1 protein-coding gene is annotated in these 14,729 nt (G+C 62.2%); it reads right to left on the bottom strand.

The annotated features are described in order from the left end of the window. Positions 1–14,729 (bottom strand): VCBS domain-containing protein (locus GTW23_RS04330; protein WP_252914771.1); only part of this gene is annotated, 14,729 nt, incomplete at both ends.

Here is a 14,729-nt window from a genome sequence, read left to right as displayed (position 1 = left end):
CCAGTGCCGCCGCGGATCACGTCATTGCCGGAAGACCCGGTGATCGTGTCAGAGCCGCTCTCGCCGTCAATCCGCACGATGCCGCTCAGCATGGTCTGGCTGAAGTCCAGATTGTTGTTCGAATTGTCGCCGCGGATCGTGACATTGTCGAAACCGCCCGAACTGATTTCCTCGACCGCACCGGCCGCGAAGTGAATATCGATGCCGATTGCAACATCGTCTTCCGTCGCCAGGATCCGGTCCGTGCCGTCGCCACCATCGAAGGTGTCGACGCCATCGCCCAGATCGACCAGGAAGTCGTCATCGCCGTCGCCGCCATTCAGCGTGTCGGAGCCGGTGCCGCCGCGGATCACGTCATTGCCGGAAGACCCGGTGATCGTGTCAGAGCCGCTCTCGCCGTCAATCCGCACGATGCCGCTCAGCATGGTCTGGCTGAAGTCCAGATTGTTGTTCGAATTGTCGCCACGGATCGTGACATTGTCGAAACCGTTTGCACCGATTTCCTCGACCGCACCGGCCGCGAAATTGATATCGATGCCGATCGCTACATTGTCCTCTGCTGCAAGGATCCGGTCCGTGCCGTCACCGCCATTGAAAGTGTCGACGCCGCCATCCGGACCGATCAGGAAGGTGTCGTTGCCGCCACCGCCATTCAGGGTGTCCGTCCCGCTCTCGCCAACGATGATGTCATTGCCATCGCTGCCGTTGACCGTGTCGTTGCCACCGCGCGCAAGCACCAGATAGGCGTCTGTGGTCGCGCCACCGGCCGCGGTTGCAACATCCAGGAGGTTGTTACCCGAGGTCCCGACCAGCACCTTGTCGAACGGCAGGAAGCTGTCACCGATGGTGATGCCCTTGATGATCGTCTCGAAGCCTTCTGCCGAGAAGTCGAGGCCTGCGGCATTCACCGTGCCGTTGACGCCCGAACCCGCCACCAGGGCATCGATCTGGGTGATCAGGCTGCTGTCAGCAGCCTGGGCCAGCGTCAGCGCGATCCGAAGTGTGTCGGTGCCGTTACCGCCACGGTAGACCACATGGTCGCTCGTCGTCTGCGATGTGGTCACCACATCGTTGCCGCCGGAAGCATCGACGATGACACCGTTGATCAGCTGCACGTCGCGGAAGTCGAGATCGTTGACGGCATTGGTGCCCAGCACGCGCACATTGGCGCCGCCATTGGCATCAATCACCTCGATACCGGTCAGTTCCTGCGAGAAGTCGCCGGAGACATTGATCCGCGTATTGGTGTTGGTCGCCAGGATCGTGTCGGTGTCGGAAGCCGAACCCGTGTCGGTGATCGTGTCGATGCCGTCATTTGAGCCAAAGTGGTAGGTGTCCGAGCCTTCGCCGCCATCGAGGATGTCGTTGCCGGCATCGCCGCGGATCACATCGTCGCCGTCACCGCCATTGATGGTGTCGTTGCCCGAGCCGCCGCGGATCTCTTCGCCGGCGGACGTGCCGGTGATGGTGTCATCGCCGCCCTGGCCGTCAATATAGGCGATGTCCGTCAGCGTCACGGCGGAGAAGTCAAGCACGTTGCCGCTGTTGTCGCCACGGATGGAGACACCCGAATTGCCATTGCCTCTGATGGCTTCGATGCCATTGTCGGAACCGAAGTCGCCGGAGATCCCGATCCGGGTGTTGTCCGACAGCGCCACGATCGTGTCGGTGTCGCTGCCCGAACCATTGTCGTCGAAGATGTCGTAGCCGTGACCGGAACCCGAAACCTGATAGGTATCGGAGCCGTCACCGCCATCCATCGTGTCATTGCCCGCGCTGCCGCGGATCACGTCCGCAGCGGAGGACCCGATGATGGTGTCGTCACCATTCTGGCCATCGATATAGTCGATGCCGGTCAGCGTCATGCCGGAGAAATCCAGCGTGCTGCCGGTGTTGTCGCCACGAATGGTAACGCCATTGTTGCCATTGGCAGTGATCGTCTCGATGCCCGCATCTGAGCCGACAAACTCGCCGGCAAGGCCGATCCGCGTGTTGTCAGACAGAGCCACGATCGTATCACTGCCGCCGGCGCTGTCCTCATAGGTGTCATAGCCATGACCACCGCCGGAAACCTGGTAGGTGTCATCGCCTGCGCCACCCCGGAGGATGTCGTTGCCCGCGCTGCCGCGGATCGTATCATCACCGGATGTGCCGATGATGGTATCGTCGCCGTTCTGGCCATCGATATAGTCGATGTCGGTCAGCGTCATGCCCGAGAAATCAAGCGTGCTGCCGGTATTGTCGCCGCGAATGGAAACGCCGTTGTTGCCATTGGCGGTGATCGTCTCGATGCCCGCAACTGAGCCGATAAACTCGCCGGCAAGACCGATCCGGGTGTTGTCCGAAAGAGCCACGATCCTGTCGTCGCCGCCGGCGCTGTCCTCATAGGTGTCATAGCCATGACCACCACCGGAAACCTGGTAGGTGTCATCGTCTGCGCCACCCCGGAGGATGTCGTTGCCGCTACCGCCACGGATCGTGTCTTCCACCCCGGTACCGGTGATGGTGTCTGCACCGTTGCCGCCGTCAATGAAGGCTATGTCGGTCAGGCTCACGCCAGAGAAGTCGAGCGTATTGTCGCTATTGTCACCCGAGATGTAGACGCCATTGTTGTTGTCGCCGGTGATCGCTTCGATGCCGTTGTCGGAACCGAAGTGACCGGAAATCCCGATGCGGGTGTTGTCGGACAGCGCCACGATCGTGTCCGTGTCGCTCGCCGAACCATTGTCGTCATAGATGTCATACCCGTGACCGGTACCGGACACCTGGTAGGTATCCGAGCCTTCTCCGCCATCGAGCGTATCGTTGCCGCCATTGCCGCGAATGACGTTTGCACCATCATTGCCGTTGATCACATTGACAGTGTTGTTGCCGACCACCTCGAACGGTGCATCGCCGAGCAACGTCAGCGTGGTAACGCCGCCGCCAAGCGTGAAGACATTGCCGGTGTCGTCGGTACCGCCCTCGATCTTCAGATTGTCCTTGGAGATCGTCAGCGACTGGCCGGTGACGGTTCCGAACAGGTTGATGCGGAACCCAGGCACCGTGCCTGCATCGTCATGCGCAAGCTGCAGCGTTGCAAAGGTGCCCACCAGCGAGTCGCTGGCATCATAGACGTGAACCGGCATCGTCAAGTCGATCAAGGTCCCGCCGATGTTCAGGAGCTCGACATTGGCCTCGGCGGTATCGACCGCACCGCTCGCGGTATGTGTAATGGTCACCGTTCTGTCGGCTGCAACAGCAATGCTGTAGTCGGAGAATGCGCCGGTCGCGATGTAGGTGTCGATGCCGTCGCCGCCGTCGAAGGCGTCACTGCCCGCACCGGACGTGAATGTGTCGTCCCCATCATTGCCGTTGAAGACGACCCGATGATTGCTGGTGATACCCGAGGCGTTGACTGCGTCATTGCCGGTTCCGCCATTGACGGTGATCGTCGTCGTGTCGAGCGCCGTGGTCGAGAAATCGCCGGTGATGGTGACGCTGTCGCCAGCGCCGCCGAGATTGAAGACGATGTCCTCGATCTCGTCGGCACGGATCGTTTCCGTTCCGGCGGAGATCAGGATATCGGTCGCGTCAGTGCCCGTGACCGGAACGATATTGGGTCCGACAGCCGCGACATTGACCGCAAAGGCGGTTGCGCCACCCGTGTTGGTAATATCGAGCGTGTCAGCGACGGTGTGAGAACCACCGTCAACGATGTCGTTGCCGTCACCGGTCGACCAGGTGAAGGTATCGTCACCCGCAGCGCCCTTCAGCGTGTCGTTGCCGGTTCCGCCGATGAGGGTATCGTCGCCGCCACTTCCCAGTAGCAGGTCATTGCCCGCACCGCCATCAAGCGTGTCATTACCGGCATTCCAGGTCGAGCTGACGCTGTCGTCGCCAATCAGAACGTCATCCTGATCGCCGCCAGTGAGCGTATCCGAATTCTGGAAACCGATGAGGATCGAGCGTTCGCCGTTGTTTCCGACCAGGGTGTTGACCGCGTTTGAACCGCGAACCAGTGTGAAGGTGCCCTCGGCAAACGAAAGCTTCTCGACATCCGTGAACACCTTGGTCTGACCATCGCCATTCGGGCGGGTGTCAATGACAAGCGTGAATGTCGGATATCTCTCGAAGCTGTAGTCTTCCACCGAACCGGTAAACACGGCCGTGTCTGTTTCCGAACCACCATGCAGCTCATCATTGCCCGCGCCGCCGATCAGGATGTCGTCGCCTTCGCCGCCATTGACGATGTCGTTGCCGCCGCCGCCGGCCAGCAGGTCATTGCCCTCCGTACCGGTGATTGTCTCGGCAACCGGTGTTCCGTTGACGATGGCGCTCAGCACCACGCCATTATAGGCAAACAGCGGATGGGTCGGGTTGGAAACATTGACCGCCGTCGTGTTGACCAGTGTGACGCCCGAGAGGTTGACCGTGCCATCGGCGCCGGTGGTGTTGAAAGCCCCCGGATAGCCGGCAACGTCAGCCGGAGTGCCGGCGGGGTTGTCGATCGTCGGGTTGATATAGGTGGCATAGCCCCACCCTGCGGCCACGGTTCCGGTCACGCCGCTCAGCGAGAGGCCGTTGAGGTTGGTGTAGCCCTGGATGTAGACACCGACCTTGGCAAATGCGCCGTTCACTTCGACCGTGTCGATGACCACGGTGCCGATCGGGTCGTTCACATCGTAATCGGCCTGTTCGAACCCGGCGATCTGGATCGCCGTGTCGGCAGTGCCGGTTGCATTGTTGATGGTGACGTTCTGGATCGTGGCGTCGCCGCGATACTCGAACAGCACGATGTCGCCATCGCCATTGCTGCTGCCGTCGCCATTGTCGGCGAAGCTCGATCCCGAAACCGTGACCTTTCCGATGCCATCCGATTTGCCGTTCACGAACACGCCGTGCTGTGAATTGCCGCTGAACGAGGAATTCAGGATTTCGAGATGGCCAAGCGTTACCGCGCCGCTGGCCGACACGCCGTTGGTGCCGCCCTGGAAGCCGATTCCGTCGATCGTCACGGTACCTGCGCCGATATTGCCGGACACGGTGAGACCCGTGCCGCTCGCCGGATCGATGATGACGTTTGCCGCGCCGCCCATTCCGATCAGCGTGATTGCCTCATCGACGACCACATTTTCGGCATAGGTGCCTTCCGCGATCAGGATGGTGTCGCCATCCACGGCCGCATCGACTGCGTCCTGGATGGAGGCGAAACCGCCATTGCCAACCAGCAGGAAGCGGCCCGTTGCAGCCCCCACCGGATCCGTGCCCTCGACAATCTGCACGCCGGTCAGCGTGTCGGTGCCTTCACCGAAGCCGTTGGCATTGATCTCCCAGCCCGGGATGCCGGCACTGTTGGGATCGGCATCCGTGATGGTGGTGAAGTTCCCGACCGTCAGCTCGCCATTGTAGATGGCGGTATCTGTACCGCCGCCGCCGATCAGCGCATCGTTGCCGGCGCCGCCTTCAAGCGTGTCGTCGCCGATCTCGCCTGCAGCGCTGCCGGTTGGCTTGTCCGCGCCATAAAGCTGGTCGTCGCCTTCGCCGCCGCGCAGCGTGTCGTTGCCGCCCTTGCCCATGATCCGGTCATTGCCGGAGGTACCGGTGATGGTCTGGTCGACCGCCGGCTGGCCGGACTTGTCGCCCTGGATTTCCGTGTGGATATCCGAACCGGCAGGCAGCGTGATGGTGAAGCCCGACACGTTGATCTGCAGGTCTGTGACGCCATCGATGTTGAACAGCGGGCCCCAGTTGCTGACAGCGCCCGACAGGTCCAGGTCGGGGACGGAAAGACCGTCGATCTCGCTGAAGTTGAAGATCGCAATCGGGTTCTTGTGATAGGCCCCGGTAACCGTCACGTCATCGAACACGACGGTGCCGATGTTCGGCGCGGTGAACGGCGTCGCGGGGTTGCCACTGCCATTGTTCACGTAACCGGTGATTTCGACGGCATTGTCGGGCCGGTCGTTCTGGGCCGTGGCAGGCGTTGCTCCCTCGAACGTCACGCCCTGGAACAGGGCATTGCCCTCGTAGCCAAACAGCTTGACGTGGGCCGCGCCCTGGAAGTTGTTCTGGAAGCCGTTGTTGGAGAAATCCGTGTCGACAACTTCCAGCGAAGTGATGCCGGCAACGATCGGCGCATCGCCGTCATTGTCCGGATCATCGCCCACGAGATAGATTCCGTGCTGCGAATTGCCGCTGATCTCGCTGTTCACGATCGTCAGCTTGCCGGCATTGGCCGAGGTCTCGACAAAGATGCCGTTGGTGCCGCCGATCAGATCGATGTTATCGATCGACACGTTTCCGCCAGCCAGATCGCCGGTCAGCGTCACCGCCGTGCCCGAGGCCGGGTCAATCGTGACCGCCCCGATGCCGACAAAGGACAGCGCCTTGGTGACGGACAGATTCTCGGCGTAGGTGCCTTCCGCGATCAGGATGGTGTCGCCATCCACGGCCGCATCGACTGCGTCCTGGATGGAGGCGAAACCGCCATTGCCAACCAGCAGGAAGCGGCCCGTTGCAGCCCCCACCGGATCCGTGCCCTCGACAATCTGCACGCCGGTCAGCGTGTCGGTGCCTTCACCGAAGCCGTTGGCATTGATCTCCCAGCCCGGGATGCCGGCACTGTTGGGATCGGCATCCGTGATGGTGGTGAAGTTCCCGACCGTCAGCTCGCCATTGTAGATGGCGGTATCTGTACCGCCGCCGCCGATCAGCGCATCGTTGCCGGCGCCGCCTTCAAGCGTGTCGTCGCCGATCTCGCCTGCAGCGCTGCCGGTTGGCTTGTCCGCGCCATAAAGCTGGTCGTCGCCTTCGCCGCCGCGCAGCGTGTCGTTGCCGCCCTTGCCCATGATCCGGTCATTGCCGGAGGTACCGGTGATGGTCTGGTCGACCGCCGGCTGGCCGGACTTGTCGCCCTGGATTTCCGTGTGGATATCCGAACCGGCAGGCAGCGTGATGGTGAAGCCCGACACGTTGATCTGCAGGTCTGTGACGCCATCGATGTTGAACAGCGGGCCCCAGTTGCTGACAGCGCCCGACAGGTCCAGGTCGGGGACGGAAAGACCGTCGATCTCGCTGAAGTTGAAGATCGCAATCGGGTTCTTGTGATAGGCCCCGGTAACCGTCACGTCATCGAACACGACGGTGCCGATGTTCGGCGCGGTGAACGGCGTCGCGGGGTTGCCACTGCCATTGTTCACGTAACCGGTGATTTCGACGGCATTGTCGGGCCGGTCGTTCTGGGCCGTGGCAGGCGTTGCTCCCTCGAACGTCACGCCCTGGAACAGGGCATTGCCCTCGTAGCCAAACAGCTTGACGTGGGCCGCGCCCTGGAAGTTGTTCTGGAAGCCGTTGTTGGAGAAATCCGTGTCGACAACTTCCAGCGAAGTGATGCCGGCAACGATCGGCGCATCGCCGTCATTGTCCGGATCATCGCCCACGAGATAGATTCCGTGCTGCGAATTGCCGCTGATCTCGCTGTTCACGATCGTCAGCTTGCCGGCATTGGCCGAGGTCTCGACAAAGATGCCGTTGGTGCCGCCGATCAGATCGATGTTATCGATCGACACGTTTCCGCCAGCCAGATCGCCGGTCAGCGTCACCGCCGTGCCCGAAGCCGGGTCAATCGAGACCGCCCCGACGCCGACAAAGGACAGCGCCTTGGTGACGGACAGATTCTCGGCGTAGGTGCCGGCATGGATCTCGACCGTGTAACCGTCGAGCGTCGAGCCCGCATCGATCGCGGCCTGGATCGTGGCATAGGTGCCGATCAGGTTTCCGGATCCATCGAACACCATGACATCGGCGGTCAGATCGAGATCGACGCCATTGCTGCCGAAATCGATACCTTCGATGCCATAGAGCGCATCGACCTTGCCGTGTGCGATGTCTTCGACCCGCCAGCTGCCATCGGTCTCGCGGGTGACGTTGTAGTCACCGGCAACACCGTCATAGAGCGCCGTGTCGCTCTCGCCGGACTGAGCCAGCACGTTCGAAGCAACGCCGAGGTCGGTCTCGTTGCCGTACAGCGTATCGCTGCCGCCGCCGCCCTTCAGTGCGTCGTTGCCGGAGCCGCCGATCAGGATGTCGGCATTGCTGCCGCCATTGTAGCCCGTGTCGCCGATCAGCGTGTCGTCGCCGCCCATGCCGCGCAGGATATCGTCATTGTTGCTGCCGATGAGAACGTTGGCATTGCCGTCGCCGGTAAAGTCGGCGGTGGAATTGTGCGCCGCTGTCACGTTCTCGAAGCCCGAGATCGTGTCACCGGTCAGTTCGCCACCCGAGACCGTGTTGGTGGTCAGGTTGACGGTGTGGATCACCGAGGCATTGCCGCCGACCGACAGCCGCAGCGTGTCGATACCCGCGCCGCCGGAAAGCACATCCGCTCCTGCGCCGCCGTCGATGATATCATTGCCGTCATTGCCAGAGATCGTATCGTTGCCTTCACGGCCCGACAGGATGTCGTCACGACCCGATCCGACGATCACGTTGTCCACGCTGCTGCCGTTGACGATGCTGGCAGCGCCGCCGCTCAAATCGGCCGCGTTGAGGATAATATTCTCGATTTCGGTGAAGGTTGCCCCGTGCGCCGCGTAACCGCCCGCGCCGCTGGTCAGATCAACGGTAACCTTGCCGGTCAGAGCCGACAGGTCAACCGTGTCGACACCGGCGCCGCCGTCGAACGTGGTTCCGCCGCCATCGACCAGGTAGTCGTTGCCGGCACCGCCGCGCAGCGTATCGGTGCCCGCGCCGCCGATCAGCAGGTCGTCGCTGTCGTCACCAACAAACACGTTGTTGCCGCCAAGTCCCTGCATGCCAATGTCCTGCGGACCGGTTCCGATCGCGTTGGTCACGCTCAATGGCAGGCTGGAAAGGTCCAGATCCCCGTCAATGCCGTCAATGGACAGGCCAAACCAGTCAGCCGTGACATTGATCGTCAGCCCGGTGCCGATGATGTTGAGACCATTGGCATTGGCAAAATTGTAGATCGCCACGCCGACCTTGGAATAGGTGCCGGTGACGCTCACGCCATCGAGCGTAACCGTGCCCATCGGCTGGAACGGCGCATTGACGCCGCGGAACTGGATGCCGTTTTCGGCTGCAGCCCCCGGGTTTTCCACCGTGACACCGGTCAGCGTGATGTCGCCATTGTACTGGTAGAACGAGACCGGACCTTCGCCCGCGCCGCCCGATTCGGTTGTCGCGTTGCCCGTGAAGACGACGGTATCGAGGCTGATTGCCGCCACGCCGGTGGCGTTGCTGACATGCAGACCGTTGTACTTGCCACCGGTCACGGTACCGTTTTCAAGGCTGACGCTGTCATAGACCGCGGACGAATTGACCAGAATGACCTGGTTGCCCGCACCGGTGAAGTCGATGTTGTCGATGCTCAGCATCTGGCCTGCGCCGCCGCCATTCACCGTCAGGGCAATGCTGCCTGCGCCGTCAACCGTAACATTGCCGACCCCCTTGAGGGTGATCCCTTCGGATACCGTCAGGTTCTCGGCATAGATGCCTTCATGCACTTCCACCGTGTAACCGGCATCAGCCGCGGCGATGCCGGCAGCGATGGTTGCAAAGGTCCCGACAAGGTTGCCCGCTCCATCGAACACGAAGACGTTGGCCAGCAGGTCGAGATCGACACCGTCATTGCCGAAGTCGATGCCTTCGATGCCGTAGAGGGAATCGGTCTCGCCTGCGCCGATGTCTTCAACCCGCCAGCTGCCATCGACTGCGCGCGTGACATTGTAGTCCGTTGCCACGCCGTCGAACACCGCAACGTCATTTTCACCCACCTGCGCCAGAACGTTCGAGGAGACGCCAAGGTTGGTCGCGTTGCCGTAGAGCGTGTCGTTGCCACCGTCTCCCTTGAGAGTGTCGTCGTCGGTGCCGCCGATCAGCGTGTCTGCGCCGCCATTGCCGGTAAGCGCGTCGCTTCCCGCACCGCCATTGATGGTGTCGACACCGCTGGTGCCGGTCACGTCGTCATTGCCGCTGCCGGTGGTGATGTTCATGGCGCCGGAGCTGGAAAAATTGTTGGTCTCCAGGCTGCTCAGATCAATGGTGATGTCGGAAGTGACGTTTCCGAAATTGATGTCGCCGATGACATTGTTGAATTCGTTCCCGCTGATGCTGGCAATTACCGGTCCGCCAGTGATCGCATCGATCTGCAGGCCGTAGGCGATCTTGGTGAAGGTGTTGCCCGAGATCGAACCTGTCGCTTCATCGTAGGTGGCGAGCCTGATCGCCGAACCAAGCGAAGGACCGAAGCTGTTGTTGTCGATGGCCAGGTCAACGCCCGCACCGTCCGACTGGATCGCCGGATTCCAGTTGGTGTTGTAGTGGCCGTTGGCCGCACCACCGAAGGCATTCTGCGTGATGCTGACCTCTCCGGTTGCGTTCACCGTCAGGTAGATGCCGCGGTCGCCATTGGCGCCGCCCGTGCTGGTTGCGTCGAACACGCTGTTTTCAACGGTTACATTCGCGCCGCCATCTACGGTCACGCCATCAAACTGCGCACCCGGGCCGCTGGTGTTGGAAATCTCCACGCCGTTGATGACAACCGTACCGGTCGCCGCCGTCACGGTGATCTCGCCCTCAAGGACGGATTCCGCCCCTCGTGCGCCGTTGCCGGCCGTGCCCCAGTTCGCACCGAGGATCGTTACCGCCTTGTCGATGGTCGTGTCACCGGCAAAGGTGCCGGCCGCGATCATGATCGTGTCGCCGGCAGTCGCCGCGTTCACGGCCGCCTGCAGGCTGTCGAAGCCACCGTTGCCGACGAGCAGGATATTGCCGCCCGCATGCTGGATGATCTCGATCTCGATCAGGCCGTCAGAACCCTCCGTGCCGCCGGTCGCAACCGTCCAGCCGGTCTGGTCGCCGCCCGTCGCCGGGTCGGCATCGGCGACAAAGGCCACCATGCCCGGCATCACGGTCTGGGTGTAGACCGCGGTATCGGTGCCGGTGCCGCCGTCGAGCAGGTCGTCGCCATTGCCGCCGGTCAGCGTGTCGTTGTCCTGGTCGCCATACAGCCGGTCCGCGCCCGAGCCGCCCGAAAGCATGTCGTTGCCGGTGCCGCCGTGCAGTTCGTCGGCATTGTTGCCGCCGCGCAAATCGTCATTGCCGCCATTGCCGAAGATCTGGTCCGAGCCGCCGCCGCCATTGATGGTGTCGTCCATGTCGCCGCCGTTGACGACGTCGCTGCCGTTGCCGGCATTGAACACCTTGCCCGGGCCATATTCGCCCGCCAGCGCATCGCCGGCATCCGGCAGCGTGACGATGTCGTCGCCGTCCATGGCATCGAGATAATTGCCGTCCTGCGCGTCAGCTGCAGTCAGAACGGTCAGGTCGACCGTCTCGCCATTGTCGGTGAACAACACGTCGTTGGCGCCGTTGACGGTGACCGTGATCGTCTGCGTCGCCGTACCGCCTTTGCCGTCGGATACCTCGACCACATACTCGATCTCGACGGTTTCTCCCGTCTTCAGATAGTCGAAGAAATCGTCGCTTGCGGTGAATGCCCAGTTGATGCTGCCACCGGTGGTAGCACCTGTCGAGGACACCGACCCTGCAACGCTCATCAGCGCGAGAGCTGCTGCCTCGAAGGCAGGCTTGGTGTAACCGCCGATTTCACCGCTTGTCTGGGTGGCAGAGACGACGCGGAACGTCTGCGTGTCGGTGACATCGACATCGTTGAAGGCGAGCGATCCGGTCAGCGAACCGCCGGTCAGCACGCCCTGACCGGTGGCGCCGGCCACATCGACGGCTTCCGCATAGGTGACGGCGACCGGACCATCGGTGATCACCGGCGCATCATTGGTGCCGGTGATCGTGATCGTCACGTCCTGGCTGTCGGTGCCGCCGTTGCCGTCATCGACGGTGACCGTGTAGACCTGCGTCAGGCTCTCGCCGGCAGCAAGCGAATCGATCGCCGTTTCGGCCACTTCGAAGGTCCACGAGATCACGCCGGTGTTGCCGCCGGTAGCCTCGTCGCCCGCATTGATCTGCGCATTGAAGACGCCGACATAACCGCCGGCCTGCGCAACAGCGCCCACCGTATGACCATCGGTCAGGTCGACATCGGTGAACGGAATCTCGCCGCCCGCCGTGTGCAGGCCGCCAACGCCGCTGGCAAATTCGGCCACGCGGGTTTCGGTGCCGTCGACATTGAGGCCAAGACCGTCGACCGCCAGTCCGCCCGGCACGTCGACGAAGGTGAACCAGCCATAGCGGTTGCCGCCGACTTCACCCGGGATCGTGTCAGCCGCATTGGTCCTTGTTTCGGTCCAGACAACCGCTCCGTTCCCGTCGACCAGGTTGAGATCGACCTTGAGCACGCCGCCATCTTCATAGAAGCGGTGCTGAAGCGTGTACCAGCCGCTCGCCGTCACCTCGGTCTTGTTTGCAATGCCGAGGATCTTGCCGTCATTGGCCGCGAAATCCGTATTGTTGCTGCCCGCCACGTAGAGCGAGCCGTCGGACGCCTTGAGAACGTGGAAGATGAAGTCGCGCTGGTGCGATCCGTCCGTGCCGCTGGCTGCGACCGTGTAGTCGAACCCTGTGCCATTGGCCCAGGTGGTGTCGAGATACACCTTGACTTCCGCCGTCCAGTCGCCGGTCCAGTCCGACCGGTAACCGTCGAACCGTGTGAACGGTCCGTTGCCCGCAGCTTCGCTGATAAGCGCGTAGCCGGAGCCATCTTCCGTAGCAATGCCGTTGGTACCCGAGGCAACCAGCGACACCACGCCCCACCCGCTCCCGGTCGAATCATCGATCGTGTCGTTGGCATTGTCGAAGCCGCGGACGAATTCACGGGTCGCGTTGGCCGAAATCACCGGCGCATCATTGGTACCGGTAATGGTGATGGTCACGTCGATCGTGTCGGTCGCACCCTGCGGATCTGTCACGATAGCCGTAAACGTTTCCGTCTCGGTCTGGCCTGCCGCCAGTGCCTGCGTTGCCGCAGCACCATTGTTGACGAAATAGGTCCACACACCGGTATCGGTGTCGATGGCGAAGTTGCCGTAGGTTCCGGTCGCATCACCGGACCACTGCAAAAGCGCCGTCTCGCCCGTATCCACATCGGTGGCCACCAACTGGCCCGAAGCCGCCGGCAGCAGGCCGTTGGCCTGGTCGAAGGCCAGCGCATTGTTGGCCTGGCCTTCGTAACCGCCATAGATCGGCCGGCCGGTCAGGCCCAGATCGTCGATTGCCTGGGTCAGCTCGGCATGCAGCGCCGGCTGCGGATCGGCATTGTTCGAGCCATTGGGCGCTGCGAGGAACTTGTCGGCCAGCGACGGGCCGTCGAGATTGCCGAGCAGGTTGTCATGCAGGCTTTGCAGGCGCTGCGGAATGCCGTTGCCATTGGTGTCGGCCTGGAACTTGGCGATCACGTCGATGAGCGGCGAACCGCCGCCCTGGATGTACTCGGCATATTCCAGTCCAAGCCGGACAAAGGCCTCGTTGACGGTATTGCCATAATACGTGCCGTAATTGGCATCCAGATGCTGCCAGACTGCAGTGATCGCGTCTGCCATCGACGTGACGCCCGGCAGGCCCTGCACGTCCTGCAGCAAGGTCTCCATGTCATCATTGTAGCCCGGAGCAGCAAGCAGAGCCGCAATATCACCGCTGATGGCGGTGAAATCGGCAATAGCTGTCGACGGCGCGGCCGAATCCGCGTCTTCCGTCGCAGCACCGGCCACAACCGAGTTGGCCTGGATCACCGGCGCATCGTTGCTGCCGGTAATGGTGATGGTCACGGTGACCGTATCGGTCGCCAGGTGAGGATCGGTGACCGTCGCCACGAAGCTGTCGGTGACGATCTGCCCTTCTGCCAGCTCCTGCGTCGAGGCAAGGCTGTTGTCGAGCTTGTAGACCCACTCGCCGGTGTTGGCGTCGATCGAGAACGTGCCGTAGGTGCCGGTCGCATTGCCCGACCACAACAGCTGCGCCGTTTCGCCATTGTCGACGTCGGTGGCCGTCAGCTGGCCCGAGGCCGCCTCGACATAGCCATTGGCAATGTCGAATGCGCGTGCCGCGGCGTCCGAAGCGTTTTCGTTGCCCGAGAAGTAGGGACGGGTCAGAAGATTGACATCAACGCCGGTGACCAGGCCGGTCAGCGTGCCTTCAAGCGCATCGCCGCCGAAACGCTGCGCAATCGCTGCACTGGTGACGTTGCCCAACAGGTTGTCATGCAGGCTCTGTACCCGCTGCGGAATATTGTTGGCGTTGTTGTCCGCTGTGTATTTTGCCGTCACATCGACGAGCGGGCTGATCGTGCCGGCCTTGACCAGGCCGGCATAGGCCGCACCCAACCGGATGAAGGCCTCGTTGATCGGATCCTGCGTCGGACCGCCATTGACGTAATTGTCGTCAAGGTAATCCCAGATCACGGCAATCGCCTGGCTCGAATCGCCGAGCTCGGTGGTGATCGCCGTCAGCGCGGCCTCGAGCCCCGAACCGTCGGCCTGCAGCCCGTCCAGAAGCGCCTGCGAGCCAGCCGTCAGCACCACATCCGAGCTCAGCGAACCACCAAAGCCCGCCTCATTGATATCGGCAATGTCGCCGCTCTCGGTGACTGAACCCGTGATAACCGAAGTTGCATCGATCACCGGAACATCGTTGGTGCCGGTGATGGTGATCACCAGGTTCTGGGCGCCGACATTGCCCTGGCCGTCATCGACCTGGGCGACATAGGTCAGCACAAGGTTCTCGCCTTCGCGCAGCCAGTCGAGATCGGCGGCGGC

Source organism: Parahoeflea alexandrii, assembly GCF_024105735.1.
Classification (GTDB): domain Bacteria; phylum Pseudomonadota; class Alphaproteobacteria; order Rhizobiales; family Rhizobiaceae; genus Hoeflea; species Hoeflea alexandrii.
This window is presented reverse-complemented; position numbering and strand designations above follow the sequence as displayed.